The following is an 18,356-nucleotide window of genomic DNA, read 5'->3' on the forward strand; positions in this document are numbered from 1 at the left end:
CGTTATTTGGGTAAATACAGAATTACACGGGTCCCAGGACCCGATCCGCTGTCAATGGACAAACCGTAGTGGTCGCCAAAAGCCAGCTTGATTCGTTCATCGATATTTAACAGTCCGATCCCGTTACCGCTGGTGGCTAAATCGCCATTTCGCAATTGCTTCAAGGTATCTGGTGCCATGCCGGGACCGTCATCCTCCACGATGACGCAGAACGCGGAAGGTGTCTCCTTGCAGAACAACGAAATTTGGCAAGGGTCAACGGACGGCTCAAGCGCATAATGAATTGCATTTTCGAGCAGAGGCTGGAGAGACAGCTTGGGGATTTTGCGGTGCAGATCCTGCTCCTTAACATCCAGCGTAAACTCTAGTCGGTCTTCAAACCGGAACTTCTGTATGAGGACATAGTTTCGGACAATCTCCAGTTCTTCACCCAGTGTCAGAATCGGCTCCTTCAGACTGACGGAGTTACGGAGAAGGAAGGCTAACGCTTGCACCATGTCGGAGATTTGGGTTTGCTTGTTCATCTTCGCCAGCCAGTTTACGGATTCCAGCGTGTTATACAAAAAGTGGGGGTTGATTTGCGCTTGCAGCGCTTTGAACTCGGTCTCTTTGATCAACAACCGGTTTGAATAATTCTCGGTGATGAGGGCATTGATTCTTTCGATCATGAGACGGAATGTGCGATGCAGCAGGCCCAACTCGTTCATGGCGACAGGGGCGGCGTCCTGCGGGAGCACGTTGGCTTCCGCAAAGTTTCCTTTTTCCGCGAGCTTCATCCGGGTGATGAGACTTTCGATAGGACGTGTCAGACCCCGGCTGAACCGGATGCCGAGCAGAATCGCAACCGCGAAAATAACGGTGAACACGATGATGACAAGCTCTTTAATGAATATGATTTGCTTGAAGGTTTGGTTAAAGGGTGTAACATTCATATACGTCCAGCCCGTGTTGCCAGATCGATTATGTGCGATAAAGTAGGTATGGCCATCGATTTCCCGGGTTAGGTACCCGTTTCCGGACGACAGGGAGGATTGAATGACGATCGGATCGAAGTGCGGCGTTGTGGGATATATGACATCGGTACCGGAAGTTACGATCAGGTCGCTTTCCCCGCCGGCGGACTTCCGGACGATTTTGTCCATATTGATGCGTATGATGATGGTACCCAAATAGTTAAGATCGAACAAAGTGCCGGAATAGGATCTTATTTCCCGGGAAAGTAGAAGGGCAGAATCCGTATCGTCAGGGTATATCCAGCGCTCTCCCCCGTCCGCGTCCCCGGCAAGCTGAAGAATCAGCTCCTTCTTGGCAGGATCAATCGGGACAACACTGCCGACGTCCTGCTGCTGATCATACGAATCGATCAGGTGAATGGAGTAGAGCATGGGCTCGGAGCCTACGTAATTCAGGAGGCGGTCCACCAAATGCTGCCGGAGGATGAGCCTGTCATAGTCGGATTCGCTTCCGGCGATGGAACGTAATATATTCTGGATCTGGGTATCGGTAATGATATTAAAAGATAACTGTTCGATCCGCTCGAGCTCTGCCTCAATCGCGGAGGAAGACAGGTGAAGGACCTGGGATGATTTGAGGTACAGCTGCTCGTCGTAGATGGAGAAGGCATACTGCTGGACGATGACGGCGAACGTGAATGCCACGGCAACAATTAAGCTGATAAGAAGGGAAAGCTTATTTTTGATTTTCATATTTTTATAAATCGTTATCCATTTTTGCACGGCAACGTCTCCTTGCGCTGGTCCCAAAATGTTGTGTACACATTATGTACCGGGCTGTAAACGCTGTCAATACAAGCGCTGTTATTCCAGCACCTGGAATAATTAAAGGGGCTTTGCTTATGTAGTCGGTTATTTGAACAAGGAGAAAAACGAATTAATTCCAAAAAATGTGATTAATTTCATATATTTAACTTTAAATCTAACATAATATTAATTTGTAAGGCGAAGTAATCATGATTGGAGGTGGACAAGATGAAAAAACGAAGACGTGTACTTTTTTCTTGTGCACATTGTTGCTAATTGCAAGTAGAATCTCCCCCTTATTCATAAGGGGGAATCTTTTTGAAAAGGGAGTTTTATATGTACGTAAAATGGAATCTTACCAAAAAGTGTACATTGGGATGTAAGTTTTGCATAAACGCCCAGTCCAGAAAAAAGTGGAATACCGATACGAATGAAGAAGAGTTAAAGAAAATCATAGAAAATATCTCAAATGTAGAAAATTTGAAGGGAATAACTCTTCTAGGAGGAGATCCTCTAGAGTATGAGCATATTCATGTTTTAACAAAAGAACTTGAAAAATCTAATATCCCTTTTGGATTTATAACTGCTGGTGAACATTTATATACTGGACAATACGATCAGATTTTAAGGAACTCAAAACTAGAGTTTATTGGCTTGAGTATCGATTCATTAAATCAGGAAATTGTAAAGTCTGTGAGGGGGAGAGATATTTTAGACAAACAGATCAAATCATTAGATCATTTAATAAACCTGAGAAGGAGCGAAGATATAAAATACAAAATATTCACTAATACCATTCTAATGAACGTAAATAAAGATACTATAGTTGAACTTATCGATTATTTTATTAATAAAAACGTTGATAAGGTTCAAATATTAGAATATAACTCCAGTGGAAATGAGAAACATAATTTTTCAATTTCATTTACCGATGAGTTGGAGTTGCTGGAAAAACTGATTGTCTATGTTGAGCAAAGTCATGCCCAGGTTCAGAACAAAGATAATCGTCTCTCAAAACTGGAGTTATGTTTCCTTCCAGAGTTAGGGAAAAAGTATTTTTCGGATAGAGTTGGTGTTCCTGGCTTGCGTCAGGGGAGTTCGAATGTCTGCCCTGTATTTAGAGGAACAATATTTCTCTCTAATGATGGGCTTGTATACCCTTGCGATAGTTACAAGCCATATATAAGGTTCGATGAAGTAACAGGAGTACCTGATAAAGTATACCCTATTGAAAATATTCTTGAACACAATCTTAATAGTATCGTTAAGGGTAACGATTTCTTTCAGGAGTTTAAAGCAATTATTAACAAATCTAAAAATGAGTTATATAGCAACTTTGAACCTTGTCAAACATGCGATTATTTACTGAAAACCTGCTTTCCTTGTTTAATATCCGCCGAGAATTATAAAGATGAGGAGATTGTTTTTGGGAAGTGTGTGAAATATAAAGAGTTACTTGCAATAAATGGACAAGGAGGAGCTTATGAAAAGGAAACCTGAGCTTCTGTACCTGCATATGGATGTTACAGTTAAGTGCAACTTAGCATGTAAACATTGTTTTTATGGTGACTACAATAAAAAGGAGTTTATCAATCAGGAACTTGAATTAGATAGGATGTATGAATTAATTGATGAGGCCAAATCAATGGGATGTAAAAAAATCATCTTTTCCGGGGGGGAAGTTTTTACAAGCCCCAAATTTATTCCTTTGCTAAAATATTGCCGTTCTATCCAATTGAAAACACTATTTATCACGAATGCGATCCTAATTGACAATAACAATTTGGAGGAACTGATCGATTTAAAAGATAATATAGACGAAATTAAAATAAGTTATGAGGGTGTAAACAATGACTATATTAGAGGTCGAGGCACAGAGGATATCATACTGAAAAATATCAGGAAACTAAATGGCCTCGGATTCCCTGTGACTATTAATACCATTATTAATAAATTTAATATTAGGGAGTTAGAAGAACTGTACAACGTCATAAAAGAACTTAATCCTCATTCATGGAGAATAGATCTTCCTTTTAATATCGGCAGATACAAAAAGTATTCAAATCAGGTCGGTGAAAATGATCTAGAATTCATTTTTATCAAATTGGCCAGCATTTTAAAAGATTACTTGTATGAAAAACCCGACTTTGAAATGTGGATGTTTAATTTATATAGGCCAGGATTAGAGGACTTTGATTTCGCTGAAAAAGAATTGGAGATGCATCCTTGTTCATATAACAAAAGGAATTTAGGTATAAGAGGGCTAGGGGAGGTTACTCCTTGTTCAAGATTTTTAGGAATCGATTTGGGGAATGTAAAAAATCATTCAATTCGCGAAGTAAAAGATCAATCAAAGTTTAAGGAATTTTGGAAATTAAAGGTCTCCGATATAACAGAATGCAGAAATTGCAAATATCTTAAAATATGCGGAACTGGTTGTAGAGCGAACGCATTCGAATCATATGGTGATATATTCAGAAAAGACCCACTAAATTGCGAGGTCATGCCTATGTTTGAAAAGTATATTGTCCCCTTATTCTCTGTCGAAACACAACAAAATTTTAAAGAGTTAACCAGTATTTAGAATGAAATTAACTAGATTCTATGATAAGATATTTAAATGAATTGGGTTTAAATGTAAAATATACGATTTTCAATAAATAGAACATACACAGGATTATGCTTAACTTAGTCGTGACTGTCATTACTACCCAACAGTTACGACTTTTGAATTTCTTAGGCAATATGTTCTGAAACTCATTTAATAATGTTCAGATTGGCGGTCTTCCAATGAAAATACAAGCACATCGGTTATTCTATATAATCACTTTCATACAGTTCTTTATGATGGAAATTACAGGAACAACATTGATTCTATTTATCATGAATAAAGGGTTCTCCCTTCAATATGCTAATAATTTATTAATCGTCCTGTTTATAAGTATTTTACTGTTGGAAATCCCGACGGGAATCATTGCCGATCGATTTGGAAGGAAGATCTCAATTGTCCTGGGATTTATATGCTATCTAATTTATGCGGTGGTGTTTATGCTAACGGATGAATTCCTTCTATTGATACTTGCTCAAATATTCGGTGCGCTCGCTACCTGCTTACAATCCGGAGCATTGGAATCATGGGTTGTGGATCACTCAGATGAATCCATAGAAAACATCTTTGCTACATCGAGCAGTATTATGTACATCGCTGGTTTTTTCTGTGGTCTGCTAGGGGCAGTGCTAGCCAGCATATATTTTGTTCTGCCATGGATGATCAGTATCATCTGCTGTCTAAGCCTGATCGTTCTATCTATCATATACATAAAGGAAAATCAGCATAGTAAGTTTATTAAGACTGGGGACGTAGTCGAAGAAAAATCTGTAAAGAAGATTATAGGCAGTAGTATCAACATCATTTTGTCCAGCAAGCAACTTTGGGTAATATTTATCATCGGCATATTTATCAGTTTTTCTAATTCAGCGCCTAACTCCTTTCAACAACCGCGATTTGTGGGCTTATCCGAGCATGGCTTATGGATCTTCGGGGTCATCAAGACGGTGTATTCCCTATTTATGAGTCTAGGTGGCTACCTTATAAAAAAATTAAGCAAGTATTATGATGACACAACGATATTAATCTTCTCTCTATTAATGCTTGGCGTGTGGCTAACTATAGCCGGATGGTTTAATGATTTCTATCCGGTTCTTATCTCATTTCTTATATATGAAATCGGACGCGGCATGTATCCGGCAGCCAGGAAAATATATATAAACAAGAGAATTGCTAGTGACTATAGGGCTACCATCTTATCGTTGGACTCGGCCATTACCCAGATAGGGATGTGTATCGGTCTTTTAGTAACAGGGATTATAAGTAAAAATTACACAGATCTCACTTCAAGTCAATTTCCGATTCAAGTATCTTGGATCATTTGCGGAATTGCGGCTCTTCTGCCGGTTGCATTACTTATGAAAAAGGAACTTCGACGCCAATAGCGAATATATTCTACATTACCTTATACGAAGTGAGGAGTGAAACACATGTCAAAAGGTGAAAAACATTGGATTATTCCGGATGGGTATATCCCTCCTGAAAGCAGCGGAGAACTAACCAGTCATGAATCCGTCTGTGTTTTGAACTTATCCGAGCAGAACGTTGTGGTTACGATTCATGCTTACTTCGAGGATCGTGATCCGTTGCTGGGAATGGAAACCATCGTACCAGCTAGAAGAACCAAACATATACGAACGAGCACGCTTCAAACGGACGTCGGGGACGGTATACCTCCAGGTATTCCTTATGCCATGGAAGTTACGAGCAGTGCACCCGTATTTGTTCAATACAGCCGTCTCGATTCGACTCAGCCCGAGAATGCCTTGATGAGTGTCATGGCGTATGCGGTAACCCGATCCTAAGGAAGGTCATTGAATGGTACAGGATATAATATATACCTCAGAGCCGCCAGAGGATTTTCGTCAATTGGAAGCTTTGTACGCTTCGCTTGGTTGGAACTCTATTCATCTATCCGTTACCGAATTGAAAACCATGTGTTTGCAGAGCTGGTATGCCATTTATGCTTATGAAGGACCGCGACTGGTAGGCATGGGACGTGTAATTTCCGATGGGGTGATCACCGGCGTTATTTGCGGATTAGGCGTACATCCGAATTATCAGTTCAAGGGGATAGGCCGACAGATCCTCCATCGATTGGTTGAACATTGCGAGAAGTCCCGGGTCTTCCCGCAACTGATGTGTGAAGAAGGGCTGGAACCGTATTATGAGAAGCTGGGTTTTCAGCGATTTACAATTGGGATGAAGAAGGATATAAAGCGAACTCATTCAACGGATGTCCCATAATCTTTGATCGTTACTTTCACCTCAGACTTCATCGGAACCTCACTAAATATTTGATCCCAATCTTTTTTGGTTGTTTTCCAAATACGAGGATATCTAATTCTCAATTGGTTTCCGAAGCCGGCAACGTCCGTTTTGTATTCATGTTGAATTTTATCCAGTACATTCTCAACTAAACGCTCCACCTCTTCTTCAACTGCTTTTTCCACTCTTTTCAAAAAGTCAGTATCGATGCTTTTCTCCGAAACCACCCAATGCTCGGCAATTCTTCCTTCAGACTCGATTTTTATATCAAACGAGATGTTATTCCCATTAACGTGAGGTATAATTTTACTTTTCATGGATATCACTTCGTATATAATTGGCTGGCCAGTCTCTCTATCAACGCTTTTTACCAAACCGCCTTTTCCATTTCCGGATATCCACGTTAAGCCCTCCAAGTCCTTTTCATTCAAAAAGCCGCGCAGTTTTTTAGTTTTCCCTTCAATGACGGCAGCTCCGGTGAATTTTATTTCTCCTTTCGTCGAAACGACATTTTGCAAAAGAAAGCTGGCTCCTGAATGCAGCTTCCCCTCTATCTTGGTAATTGTAGTAGGAGGCAGAATTTTGGTTGTTCTTCCGTGACCGTGTGTCATTTCAACGAGTTGAAACGCTGGAATATCCATTGGTTTGTTCGATTCTAGCGTTTGACTCGCACGGTTTCGAGCGATAAGAAGGAGTCCGCTTGGTCTCATCTCCTGTTCCCTAATATAAAAATCCAAAATCTTTTGCATATCCAGCGTACGTGCAAGATTCTCTCCAATGATAATCACTTTTGAATGCTCAGCAAAGGCGCGCTTGTCGATTCTTAATACCATATTACGCAAAGTCGGCAGGATCGCATCTCCTGTTTCAGAAACGTTATTGTAAGCTTTTTGTGGTGATGATCCTGTTTTTGTTCCTTTTCCTGTAGTCTCTGAGGTAACAAATTGATTGGTTATCGTAATTCGATTCCGGTGAGGCTGACCGCCTGCTTGTCCCGCTGACTCTTCCCGAGGACCTCCCTGTTTTTCCAAATCCATCGAAGTACCCACAATGAGTGCCAAATCTTCAATTTCTTTATTGCTCCAACATCCTGTAAGGGGCAGGATTATAAAAACCAACAGTGCACTCAAGAGGATCCGTATCGTGATGTGCTTCAAGCTTTTCCACCTCTCAGTTTCGATATTAGAAGTAAAATTACTGGCAGAACAGCAAATAATAATAGCGCGACATGTCCGATGATATCGCCAAATCCAAAAAGGTCATTGATATTTTTTGGAACCATGGCAATGACGTAAATAATCGGAATCAAGCCATATATAAATGGATGAATCTTCTTTTTGAAGAGCTGCGCCATCCCTAAAGCAGCTGCGTAATAGGTAATGGTAAAGGTCGTGAATATTTGCATAATCCATATTACCAGCAGCAAAGATTCAAACCGTTCAAAGATCAATCCGGGGATTTCAAAACTTCGCATAAGCTCAAGGGTAGGCCATGTACTCATGACCACTCCATCAATCGACAGGGCTCCGATGACCATGACAACGGTGATGACGTAAAAGAGCAAAGGGATGGAAACACCGATTAGAACAACTTTAACGGCTTTGTCCGGCTTTTGCATAAACGCAACAAGGAGCAGCATAATTTCAGAACCTAAAAATGCGAGAACGGTTGTCTTTATTCCTTTTAGCATGGGGCTAATTCCCAATCCTAATACGGGACGGAGATTATCGATCTCAAATATGCCTAAGCTCAAAAAGGCAACCAGTAAAAAGATGACGATCGTAATAGGGAATATGATTTCAAACAAACGGGCGAGCGTGTTGATTCCGCCTATGATCAGATAGAGACCTATCCACATGAAAGGCAGAATGATGGCCCAGGTGGGGGTGCCTTCCAGCAAAAAAAGGCCGGTTACTTCTGCCATTGTTCTGACTTCATAGGCAGAAATGGTAAAAAAGTAGCCGATAACAAGTAAACTGAAGAACCCGCCCATCCATTTACCTACAATTTCCTGGTTATATTGATAAAAGGTTTTTCCGGGGAATCGCTGGTTTAATTTCACGATGATCAACGCTACGAGCATGGCGATCATCCCGCCCAAAATCACGGTGATCCAAACATCCGGTGTTTTCACTTTCTCCACAGATGTTCGCGGTAGGGTTAGAATCCCGGCAGCAAGAATATAGTTGACGAGGATCACCACTGCTTGCGAATTCGTAATTTGTTCTTTTGAACTACCTATCATGTTGGATTATTTCCTTTCATAGAGAGCTATCCTTTACGGATGGAGTCTTTCCTGTGTATCGCCTTCCGACGGCGTTTCATCTTCACGAGTGGCATACGAATCATAAAGTCTTTCCAATCACTTACTCGATATGGAACGATCGGAGTGACAAAGGGAACACCAAAACTCTCCAACCTTACTAAATGGCTGCAAAAGAAAAGGAAAAACAGAACGACACCGTATAATCCAAACACTGCAGCGAAAAACATGGCTATAAAACGAAGCATACGAAACGTAATCCCAGCGCTGTATTGAGGGATGGCAAAGGAAGAAATGGCGGTTAAAGCCACCACGATCACCATAATTGGACTCACAATCCCCGCTTGTACGGCAGCTTCTCCTATGACCAGACCACCGACGATACCCATGGCCGGACCAATGGGTTTAGGTAATCGCAGCCCACCTTCCCGCAAAATCTCGATGGCTACTTCCATGATCAGAGCTTCGATTAGTGCCGGAAACGGTACACCTTCCCTCGTGCCCATGATAGACAAGGCCAGTTTGGTTGGGATCAATCCCTGGTGAAATGATACAAACGAAATATACAAGGAGGGTCCAAATAGCGATATAAAAGCCGCAAAATAACGCAACAGGCGGATGAGAAAAGTAGGTAACCAACGATCATAATAGTCCTCTGGTGAGTGCAGCATCATACTAAACGAAATCGGAACGATCAAAGCGAAAGGCGTCCCATCTAACAAGATCGCTACTCGTCCTTCCATCAAGGCACTGTAAACGCGGTCGGGACGCTCCGTATTCTGCACTTGGGTAAAAGGACTGAGGTAATTATCCTCGATCAGCTGTTCTACATAGCCTGATTCCGGTACATCATCTATATTTATTTTTTGGATTCTTTTCTGGACCTCTTCCACCAAAGCAGGATCAGCCATATCTTTGATATAAGCAATGACAAGTTCTTTTTTTGAACTTTGCCCTACTTGAAACTTAATGATGGATAAGTTGTTGTTGTCACCGTGCTGTCGTAAAAGAGCGGTATTATCACGTAACGATTCTGTGAAACCTACCCGTGGGCCTCTAACCAATGGTTCCGAAGACGGTTCTTCAATACTGCGCGATTTCCCTTTGGTCGTACCGAGAATGAGCACATGCTGCAATCCATCCACTAACAGTGCAGTCGAACCTGTCAATATCTTGGACGTTAAGTCATTAACATGTTGTGTTTCTGTTACTTCACTAATGGTAAGAACTTGATTTTTAATCAACTCTTTAGAAAGGACCCCATGCACAAGAGATGGATCCTGATTATTTTTTTCGGAGAAGCTCACCATAAGCGATTTCATAATGTGTTGGTCGATGAGCTCTTTATCCGACAGTCCGTCTACGTAAATGATGGCAGCACCAATGCCTGTGCCTCCAATGTAAAACTCCCTAAATTGCACATCCGAGTTATGGCCGATCCTTGTTCTCATCAGTTCAAGATCCAAGGCGAAGTTCCCCGAAAAACGGTTTATTGAGGTTTCAGCAGGATCCAATGTTTTGTTGTTTTCATGGTCATGTTGTTTCATTGTTGAACCCCGCCATTTCCTCAGTCTTCCTTTGAGTTATGAACCCACTTAAAAAACCTTGAGATTATATATGGAACCATAAATGCGATAAAACCCTGCATAAAGACCTTCCAATCCGGAAGGTAGGAAAGCACCATTCTCCACATGTTAATCCCCCTGTCATGCCAGCATTAGCGCCATTTAAGCGTAAGTCTTTATAATTCCATTATTATCTAAGCAACAACCGTTTAAACTTAATACATCGACGACTATGCAGGAGCGGAACTAAGGATCCATTGATAAGTTTGGCTTGACCAAAGACACTGGATACACGAAAGGGAAATAATGTTAAAATAACTTCATACAAGTAGCCGATGTGCGTTAGGAGGTTACCATAAGATGAAGACATTGTCGGTAGGGATCATAGGGACCGGATTTGGCGGTACCGTTCATGCTCCCATTCTTCAGCTGCACCCGGGGATGAAGGTGAAATCCATTGCCAGTGTGCATCGACAGCGCACGGAGGAGCGCTCGTGGAATGGAATTCCGTATTACAGGGACTGGCGTGACATGCTGGAGAGTGAACCGTTAGATCTGGTATCGATTGTATCGGCGCCGTCCATCATTATGAAATGACGATGCTCGCCCTCCAGTCCGGCTATCATGTCCTGACGGAGAAGCCTCTGGGCATGAATACGGAGCAAACGTTACAGATGTGGAGAGCGTCAGAACAGGTGGATCGACAAGCTTTCGTTAATTTTCAATGGAGATGGACACCGATTCGGCAACGAATCAAGCACATGCTGCAAGGTAAAGAACTCGGAGACATACAGCATATCAAATATACAGGGAGCTTTTCCGGCCACTCCGTACTGTCTAATTCTTACCGGGGATGGGAAGCACGCAGCGAGGATGGCGGTGGATTCCTGTTTGCGATCGGTTCGCATATGGTAGATTCCCTCTTGTGGTGGATGGACGAAGAAATTACAGAAGTGTACGGCGACCTGAGAACCCAGGTTCCGGCCTATAACGGAGATGCAGGGCTTGAGCTTAGGGATGCTGAGGATGCCTTTACCTTCACAGGGTGTTTTAAGGGCGGTGCTTCTTTCCTTGCGGATGTATTTTTTCCGGGGATCCGCGGAGCGGGATGGACGTTAGAGATCTACGGGACGAAGGGGACGCTGGTGATGCGAAATGATCATACCCTCGAATGCAGCTTCGGCGGGGCGTTTGAATCTATCCCGATGGTTCCGTTTGATCCGCCGGCTAACCTGGAAGCCCCGGCAGTGCCCTATTATAACGGCTTCTATCAGATGATTGACGGCATATATCAGAGCATAACTGCAAATCGATCAGTGTTGAATATGCCGAATTTCGAGGATGGCCACAAGGTACAAGCTGTTCTGGATGCGATTCGTCTTTCGTCCGTTACGAACAGCCGAGTCAGCGTTGATTATGGATCCATGATTCGAAATGGGGAATAGGAAAGTTAAAGCCCTTTACTCCGTATCCGAGACTGCCCGATTCCGCACATCGTTATAGTTACAACCAATTGAGCAAAACAAAATTCCGGGACATTTCCAAGCGGTTATTTGAGTTTCTTTGTGAGCTGCAGCTCCGCTACGGGCAGCGCATTGTACTGGAGCATGATTTTTTTGGTGATTACGAGGATGTGTTTCTAGATAGCTTTCACGATTATCCTGACATCGGGTTTGTGCTGGATACGGCCAGACTTGATATTACCCGCAGGGCCTTTCGCGGTTTTGACCCGTATCATTTTCTGGATCGGATGGCATCCCGGGTATATGTGGTCCATTACAGCAACGTATTTTATGATGAGGACAAGTTCACGCATCACCTGCCTGTCCTGCCGGAGCATGATCATGATGTGAATTACGGAGATGCTTACGCTTATATGCGGTATCTTGCAGATCGCAATTCACAGTTTCATGTAACGTTTGAACATAAAGCCAGTCTCATAACCCGCCAGCAGCTGCACCAGATTTATAGCCGGACGGCTTTGATGCTGGAAGAGCAGGGAGGGCACGTACTAATCCGGTAGTAAATCGGATAGATATAAAGAGTAGGCAGAGAGCTTGCAGACCCAATTGCCACAATATAGGGTACGGTGTTTGACCTGAACCTCAGGTAGGGAGGAACCCTCTATGCTACAGAGCTTGATCGTTGTGTTTGTGCTGACGATGATTATTCATACGGCCGAAACCTTGTCGTACTCCGCAAGATATGCCGGAGTGAAGCTAAACAAGATCGCTGTTGCATTATCGTTGACGGGGATTATTGTGCTGGTTTCCCGAACGTCCAACTTAGTTCAAGCTCCGCTGACAGCCAAGTTTGTTGATTATGCGAAGTTGGATCCTTCATTTGATGTGCTCTCTTATTTCAGGGCGATTCTGTTAGCCGCCTCGATCGGAACCATTGTTGCAATCGCACTGTTTCCCACCTTTGTCAATCTGTTCAGCAGAGTCATCAGCAAGCTGGAGGTCGCCGGATCGATTCCGAAGCTGGTATCCAGTGTGACCATTGGACAGCTTAAGAACACAAGGCATTACATAAGAAAACCCAACTTGAAATGGAGTCAGTTTCGTTACTTAGGAGTACCTAAACGGTTTATTATCCTGAATATTGTGGTCACGGCTTTTTACACCGTAGGTGTCCTGTCATCCCTGTATGCAGCTCACCTCATTCCTCAGTACAGCACCACAGCATCTCAGGCATCCGGGTTAATCAACGGAATCGCGACCATTATTTTAACGATATTTATTGATCCCCAGCTTGGTTTGATTACCGATAAGGCGACTCGGAACGAGGAAGCGAGGGATCAGCTTGGCAAAGTATATACGATGCTGATGGTTTCAAGGTTTTTTGGGACCATGCTGGCACAGCTCGTGATCATTCCAGCCGCTTATGTAATCAGTGAGATTGTGAAGTGGATATAAGGACTGTGATTGTTGCATGAACGCCAGAAGGAGAGAGGAAGAATCGTAATGACGCGTAAACGTGTAGTGATGGAATCCGTGCTGTTCGCTGCAGCGATATATATTGGCTATTTTGTTTTTATGATGCTGCAAGGCATGGTGCTAACACAGAGATATGTGCGGGATCTGGATCTGAGCAGGCAATATGAACAGACGGAATCCCTGCCGGCTCAGGCAGCTTTTGGAATGATTGAGCGGAATAGCGAATGGATTACCGTGGCTGCAATTGGAGGCTTTATTGTATTAGGCTGCTTATATGGGAGTGTTAGATGGATGTTGGCAAAACGAAGACCGCAATCCTAACATTGGATTATCTAAGTGAGCATAAACCCTGTCATGGATTCCTATCCAAGCCAGGGTTATTTGTCTTGAATATATGGTCGAAGTTGGATTATAGACGTTACGCATATTGGAAGTAATCCATACTAGAAGGTGTGGAAAAAGAGGACAAGATGAAGTTGATTGGGTCACCCAATTATCCGGTGTATCTGTATATTAGGTGCTGACAAGCCTTTAAAACGGTTATGTAAGCGCTATTTTTATGCTTGACAGCCTATTCGGATGCGTTTATGCTAAACATGCGGTTAATTGGGTCACCCAATTATCGTCTGCGCAAGTAGGGATAGAGAGGGTAGTCATATGACCATTAAGAAGATTAAATATCATCGGGTGTACGAGGATGTCATCGAACAGATCAAGAATTTGATTCTGGAAGGAAATCTGACCCCGGGCGACGTTCTTCCGACAGAGCGGGAGCTGGCCCAATCGTTTGGCATTAGCCGCGGGACATTGCGGGAAGCTTTCCGCATTCTGGAGCGCGAAGGATTGATCGAAGCCAGACCCGGAGGCGGGCGTTTCTTGAGCAAGGCACTGGATGTTGCCGAGGATCGCAGCCGCATCCTGGATAATATCGAACGTGCGACCATCATTGAGTTGTTAGAGGCGCGCGAATTGTTTGAGACCGGAATTGTAGAGCTGGCGGCAAAGCGCGCAACCGATGAGGATATCGCCGAGATTGAGGCAGCCTTCGCGACTTGGGGGGAGATCGATCAGAATGCGGACGATCGATCGAAGCCGGATCAAGCATTCCACTTGTCGATTGCGAAAGCCACGCATAACGTTGTACTCGTCAATATGATTGAATTGCATATGGATTTGCTGCAGCGGACACTGAGCAAAACCGCCCAGATTCCGGGTCGCAAGAGCGAGGTCTACGAAGAACATTTACTTATTTTGCAAGCCATTAAGGAACGTGACCCGGTAAAAGCGAAGCTGGCTTTGCTGAACCATCTCAGAAGGGTTAAAGAAAACATACAGAAAAACTACATTCATGTTTAAGAGGGGAGAAACGTCCCCCTTTTAGCACAAATTGGATAATCCAATTATCCAATGGTCATGGGTGAATATGTTGGTAGAGAGGGACTGCAGATGAATACAGACATTCGAATTCTATCACCCTGCGGCATGCTGGGATATGGATTTCCTGAACAATCCTTCCTGAACGGACTGGAGTTCGAGCTGCACGGCATCGTCGTTGATGCGGGCTCCACGGATGGGGGACCGCACAAGCTGGGCGCCGGCGTATCGATCGTCAGCAAGCGGGCGGTCAAGAAGGATCTGGACATTATGCTCACAAACGGTTTGCCCCGGAAAATTCCGATCATCATCGGCTCGGCCGGGGGCTCGGGGGCACGGACCCATGTGAACTGGACGCTGGATATCATTGATGAGATTTTGGATGAGCGGGGGCTTCAGGCCAAGGTGTCCGTCATATGGGCCGACTTCACCCGGGAGGAAATTCATCAGGCGAAGGAAGAAGGGCGGATTAAGGCACTAAGTCCGAATATTCCGCCACTCACCAGTGAGTTGATTGACTCCACCAACAGCATCGTTGCCCAGATGGGACACGAGCCGATTGTGGAAGCGCTTCAACAAGGTGTGGACATCATCGTCTGCGGCCGGGCGTATGATCCTTCGCCTTTCGCGGCGATCGGGATCTATCACGGCAAGGACCCGGGGCTATCCTATCATCTGGGCAAAATTTTGGAATGCGGCGCATTGTGCGCGGAACCGGGAACCACCAAAGACAGCATTCTTGGCACGATCAGCGACCATTCGTTTACCGTTCAATCGCTTAACCCGAGCCGGACGTGCAGCCCGACCAGCGTTGCGGCCCATACCTTTTATGAGAAGGAACATCCGTTTATTCTGCACGGCCCCGGCTTTACGCTCGATTTGGAGAACTGTCGCTTCGAGGAAGAGGAGAAAGGCGTCGTTCGCGTGACGGGCAGCCGGTTCCTTCCGACGGAGAAATATTTCATCAAGCTGGAAGGCGCAAGACGCGTCGCTTATCGGACCTTCGTGGTCGCCGGGATCCGGGATCCGCTTCTGATCGGGAAGCTGGAAGAGGTTGAGGAATATGTTCGCAACCAGGCGCGGGAATATTACCGGGAAATTCCGGAGTCTGATTATCGGATCCAATTTTACAACTACGGCAAGAATGGCGTCCTCGGAAGCAAGGAGCCTGAGTCTTTCGCCGGACATGAGGTCGGCGTCATGTTCGAAGTGGTGGCCAAGACGCAGGAATTGGCGAACAGCATATGCGCGACGGTGCGCTCCACCTTTCTGCATTATGGCTACGAAGGCCGGAAATCAACGGCAGGCAATCTGGCATTTCCATTCGCGCCAAGCGATATCGAGTTCGGTCCTGTGTATGAGTTCTCCGTCTATCACCTGATGGAAATGAAAAATAATGCTTTTCGTATAGAGCATCGATAAGGAGGATCAAACCATGACAGAACTCGGCGATTTAGCGAAAGTGCTGCGAAGCAAAAACTCGGGACCCTTCGAAATTACATTAGACGTGTTGTTTGATTCCAAGGAGCAGTATGACAGAGTGAAACAGTCCGGCGTCATTACGAAAGGGACGATATGCGAGCTGTATCAGATACGGGAGGAGCAGATTCATCATTTGGTGTTTTTCGACCAGGCGCTGGGTTTCAAAATCACGATGTCGCGGGACATATCGTCGGGCAGTGTCGGCGATCGCGACGTGTACGGTGCCCAGCAGCATGCTCCCCTCATGAAACTATCCATTGAACATCTGGAGGAGGGGTAAGCCATGAAGGTGTTAAGGCGATTAAGGCAGGATTGGGTACTGTACGCGATGCTGTCGCTGCCTCTGCTCTACTTTTTTATCTTTCACATCATTCCGCTGTACGGCATGAAACTCGCCTTTCAGGATTACCGGATTCTCGGGGATCATGTCTGGGTCGGGTGGAAGCACTTCAAGACGCTGTTCAGCTCGCCCGCCTTCACAAGCGTGCTGCAGAATACCATTATCATCAGCTTGATGAAAATCGTATTCGTGTTCCCGATTCCGATCATGCTGTCGCTTCTGATCAATGAAGTTCGGAGCACGAAATACCGCAAATATGTGCAATCCGTGGTCTATCTGCCACATTTCCTGTCCTGGGTCGTGATTGCCGGAATCTGGATCAGTCTCTTGAACCCTGCCGAAGGCGGAGTCAATCTGATAGCGAATTTCTTTCAACTGCCATCCGTGGATTACATGACCAGCAAGGAGCATATCCGTTGGGTGCTCGTATTCTCCGAAATCTGGAGAAGCGCCGGCTGGGATTCGATCATTTATCTGGCAGCCATCATGAAGATCAGCCCAGGATTGTATGAAGCAGCCAAGATGGACGGGGCGACCCGGCTGCAGCAGATGAGGTTCATTACGCTTCCTCATTTATACAGCACAGTTGTAACCGTCTTCATTCTGAATCTGGGCTTCTTCATGAATGCCGGTTTTGATCAGGTGTTTAACTTTATGAACGATTCCATCATCAGTGTGGTGGATATTCTGGACACATATGTGTACCGAATCGGTATCGGGAACGGACAGTTTGCTTACGCAACTGCAGCAAGTCTGTTCAAGGGCGTGATCGGTATCATCCTCATCCTGGGCACGCATTTCATATCGAAGCGCTTCTCGGGCAAGGGCGTCTGGTAAAGGAGGGATTTAAGGGTGAGACGGCTGGAATTATCCAAAATCGTCATTTATCTCATGTTGTTTGTGTTCACGCTCATGGTATTGGTTCCTCTCCTGAATCTGCTGGCGCTGTCCTTAACCGATCCCGGCAAAGCCCATCTGATGGGCGGACTGGACATCTTTCCGAAGGGATTCTCAACAATCAATTACCAACTGTTATTGTCCAATCCCTTGATTACAGGCAGTATTCTGAATTCCGTATGGATTACCGTAGCAGGCACATTCCTGAATCTGCTGCTAACCTCCATGGCGGCGTACGTGCTGGCGAGAACCGAATTTATCGGTAAAAAGGTTGTGTTGTTCTTTCTGATCGTCATTATGGTGTTTGAGCCGGGCATGATCCCCGAATACCTGCTGGTAAAGGATCTCGGACTGATGAATACGCTAACATCACTGATCCTGTACAAAGCGATCAACGTGTACTATCTCTTTATTCTCATGCGGTTCATTCAGGACATACCGGAGGAGATTCTGGAGGCATCTCGAATCGATGGGGCAGGTCATTTCCGCTTATACAGCCGAATTATACTGCCGTTGTCCAAACCGGGATTGGCGACCTTGGGCTTGTTTTACGGGGTGTACCACTGGAATGAATATTTCAGAGCGACGCTCTACATTTCGGACCCGACCAAATGGCCGCTGCAGGTCGTGCTTAGACAATTCGTTGTCCGCAAGGACAATACGTCCCTGATCGGCAACCAGAACATGTTCGACAGCTCGATCAACTTTGATTTTGCTTCCCTGCAGGCAGGTACGATCATGATTGCAATTGTGCCGCTGTTATTCCTATATCCGTTCATTTTGAAATATTACGCGAAAGGCGAACTGGAGGGCGGAGTGAAGGATTAAGCGGGAAGGCGAAGTCAGCTTACTTATAAGGC

18 protein-coding genes and 1 pseudogene are annotated in these 18,356 nt (G+C 44.7%); 15 read left to right on the top strand and 4 right to left on the bottom strand.

Features of this window, described 5'->3' with window-relative positions; all coding sequences use genetic code 11:
- Positions 1-2: 2 nt before the first annotated feature.
- Positions 3-1,736 carry a cache domain-containing sensor histidine kinase gene (locus AK95_RS10715; protein ID WP_071219957.1) on the bottom strand — a complete coding sequence of 578 codons (1,734 nt, stop codon included), beginning with the start codon at positions 1,734-1,736 and terminating at the stop codon, positions 3-5.
- 342 nt (positions 1,737-2,078) lie between these two features.
- Between AK95_RS10715 and AK95_RS10720 the strand changes: the two genes are divergently transcribed.
- From AK95_RS10720 to AK95_RS10740, 5 genes are all read left to right on the top strand, one after another.
- Entirely contained in the window at positions 2,079-3,260 is a 1,182-nt protein-coding gene (locus AK95_RS10720; protein ID WP_071219958.1) for a radical SAM protein, read from the top strand.
- Positions 3,244-4,344, top strand: coding sequence for a radical SAM/SPASM domain-containing protein (locus tag AK95_RS10725; RefSeq protein WP_071219959.1), 1,101 nt, complete (start codon positions 3,244-3,246; stop codon positions 4,342-4,344). Before AK95_RS10720 ends, AK95_RS10725 begins: the two co-directional genes overlap by 17 nt.
- Before the next feature lie 206 nt (positions 4,345-4,550).
- A complete protein-coding gene (locus AK95_RS10730) occupies positions 4,551-5,753 on the top strand; it encodes an MFS transporter (protein ID WP_071219960.1) in 1,203 nt (400 codons plus the stop codon).
- 45 nt (positions 5,754-5,798) lie between these two features.
- Positions 5,799-6,173, top strand: a complete 375-nt coding sequence (locus AK95_RS10735; RefSeq protein ID WP_071219961.1) for a sensory rhodopsin transducer — start codon at positions 5,799-5,801, stop codon at positions 6,171-6,173.
- A 13-nt stretch (positions 6,174-6,186) separates the two neighbouring features.
- On the top strand, positions 6,187-6,615 hold the full coding sequence (locus AK95_RS10740; RefSeq protein WP_071219962.1) for a GNAT family N-acetyltransferase: 429 nt from the start codon (positions 6,187-6,189) through the stop codon (positions 6,613-6,615).
- Here the strand turns inward: AK95_RS10740 and AK95_RS10745 are convergent.
- Genes AK95_RS10745 through AK95_RS10755 form a run of 3 tightly spaced genes read right to left on the bottom strand, consistent with a single transcriptional unit; the run spans position 6,594 to position 10,446 of the window.
- Positions 6,594-7,793: a Ger(x)C family spore germination protein gene (locus AK95_RS10745; RefSeq protein WP_083397588.1), complete on the bottom strand. Its 1,200-nt coding sequence runs from the start codon at positions 7,791-7,793 to the stop codon at positions 6,594-6,596. The two genes, AK95_RS10740 and AK95_RS10745, sit on opposite strands and share 22 nt — an antisense overlap.
- Positions 7,790-8,881 carry a spore germination protein gene (locus AK95_RS10750; RefSeq protein ID WP_071219963.1) on the bottom strand — a complete coding sequence of 364 codons (1,092 nt, stop codon included), beginning with the start codon at positions 8,879-8,881 and terminating at the stop codon, positions 7,790-7,792. Before AK95_RS10750 ends, AK95_RS10745 begins: the two co-directional genes overlap by 4 nt.
- Positions 8,882-8,907: 26 nt before the next feature.
- Positions 8,908-10,446 carry a spore germination protein gene (locus AK95_RS10755; protein ID WP_071219964.1) on the bottom strand — a complete coding sequence of 513 codons (1,539 nt, stop codon included), beginning with the start codon at positions 10,444-10,446 and terminating at the stop codon, positions 8,908-8,910.
- Positions 10,447-10,824: 378 nt separating this feature from the next.
- Here AK95_RS10755 and AK95_RS34750 point away from each other — a divergent pair.
- From AK95_RS34750 to AK95_RS10800, 10 genes and pseudogenes are all read left to right on the top strand, one after another.
- Positions 10,825-11,126, top strand: a pseudogene (locus AK95_RS34750) (Gfo/Idh/MocA family protein); the annotation flags it as partial.
- 99 nt (positions 11,127-11,225) lie between these two features.
- Positions 11,226-11,909 (top strand): Gfo/Idh/MocA family protein, encoded by a 684-nt coding sequence (locus AK95_RS34755; protein WP_235613101.1) that lies wholly within the window; start codon positions 11,226-11,228, stop codon positions 11,907-11,909.
- Positions 11,910-11,977: 68 nt separating this feature from the next.
- Positions 11,978-12,487: a hypothetical protein gene (locus AK95_RS10765; RefSeq protein ID WP_235613082.1), complete on the top strand. Its 510-nt coding sequence runs from the start codon at positions 11,978-11,980 to the stop codon at positions 12,485-12,487.
- A gap of 103 nt (positions 12,488-12,590) precedes the next feature.
- Entirely contained in the window at positions 12,591-13,382 is a 792-nt protein-coding gene (locus AK95_RS10770) for a lipid II flippase Amj family protein (protein WP_071219965.1), read from the top strand.
- 48 nt (positions 13,383-13,430) lie between these two features.
- Complete coding sequence (locus AK95_RS10775; protein WP_071219966.1) at positions 13,431-13,724, top strand: hypothetical protein; 294 nt, start codon at positions 13,431-13,433, stop codon at positions 13,722-13,724.
- Positions 13,725-14,060: 336 nt separating this feature from the next.
- Positions 14,061-14,759 carry a FadR/GntR family transcriptional regulator gene (locus AK95_RS10780; RefSeq protein WP_071219967.1) on the top strand — a complete coding sequence of 233 codons (699 nt, stop codon included), beginning with the start codon at positions 14,061-14,063 and terminating at the stop codon, positions 14,757-14,759.
- Between the two features lie 90 nt (positions 14,760-14,849).
- The gene (locus AK95_RS10785) at positions 14,850-16,199 is read left to right on the top strand and encodes an acyclic terpene utilization AtuA family protein (protein ID WP_235613083.1); all 1,350 of its coding nucleotides are present in this window, start codon (positions 14,850-14,852) and stop codon (positions 16,197-16,199) included.
- Between the two features lie 13 nt (positions 16,200-16,212).
- The gene (locus AK95_RS10790; protein ID WP_071219969.1) at positions 16,213-16,539 is read left to right on the top strand and encodes a DUF4387 domain-containing protein; all 327 of its coding nucleotides are present in this window, start codon (positions 16,213-16,215) and stop codon (positions 16,537-16,539) included.
- 3 nt (positions 16,540-16,542) lie between these two features.
- The gene (locus AK95_RS10795; RefSeq protein ID WP_071219970.1) at positions 16,543-17,436 is read left to right on the top strand and encodes an ABC transporter permease; all 894 of its coding nucleotides are present in this window, start codon (positions 16,543-16,545) and stop codon (positions 17,434-17,436) included.
- A gap of 15 nt (positions 17,437-17,451) precedes the next feature.
- Positions 17,452-18,324: a carbohydrate ABC transporter permease gene (locus AK95_RS10800; RefSeq protein WP_071219971.1), complete on the top strand. Its 873-nt coding sequence runs from the start codon at positions 17,452-17,454 to the stop codon at positions 18,322-18,324.
- The last annotated feature ends 32 nt before the right edge of the window (positions 18,325-18,356 follow it).

Source organism: Paenibacillus sp. LC231 (assembly GCF_001860525.1).
Lineage (GTDB): Bacteria > Bacillota > Bacilli > Paenibacillales > Paenibacillaceae > Paenibacillus_AQ.

Coding starts and splice junctions, on each gene's coding strand:
- AK95_RS10725 (WP_071219959.1), top strand. CDS start 3,244: ATGAAAAGGAAACCTGAGCTTCTGTACCTGCATATGGATGTTACAGTT.
- AK95_RS10730 (WP_071219960.1), top strand. CDS start 4,551: ATGAAAATACAAGCACATCGGTTATTCTATATAATCACTTTCATACAG.
- AK95_RS10735 (WP_071219961.1), top strand. CDS start 5,799: ATGTCAAAAGGTGAAAAACATTGGATTATTCCGGATGGGTATATCCCT.
- AK95_RS10740 (WP_071219962.1), top strand. CDS start 6,187: ATGGTACAGGATATAATATATACCTCAGAGCCGCCAGAGGATTTTCGT.
- AK95_RS10750 (WP_071219963.1), bottom strand. CDS start 8,881: ATGATAGGTAGTTCAAAAGAACAAATTACGAATTCGCAAGCAGTGGTG.
- AK95_RS10755 (WP_071219964.1), bottom strand. CDS start 10,446: ATGAAACAACATGACCATGAAAACAACAAAACATTGGATCCTGCTGAA.
- AK95_RS34755 (WP_235613101.1), top strand. CDS start 11,226: ATGCTGCAAGGTAAAGAACTCGGAGACATACAGCATATCAAATATACA.
- AK95_RS10770 (WP_071219965.1), top strand. CDS start 12,591: ATGCTACAGAGCTTGATCGTTGTGTTTGTGCTGACGATGATTATTCAT.
- AK95_RS10775 (WP_071219966.1), top strand. CDS start 13,431: ATGACGCGTAAACGTGTAGTGATGGAATCCGTGCTGTTCGCTGCAGCG.
- AK95_RS10780 (WP_071219967.1), top strand. CDS start 14,061: ATGACCATTAAGAAGATTAAATATCATCGGGTGTACGAGGATGTCATC.
- AK95_RS10785 (WP_235613083.1), top strand. CDS start 14,850: ATGAATACAGACATTCGAATTCTATCACCCTGCGGCATGCTGGGATAT.
- AK95_RS10790 (WP_071219969.1), top strand. CDS start 16,213: ATGACAGAACTCGGCGATTTAGCGAAAGTGCTGCGAAGCAAAAACTCG.
- AK95_RS10795 (WP_071219970.1), top strand. CDS start 16,543: ATGAAGGTGTTAAGGCGATTAAGGCAGGATTGGGTACTGTACGCGATG.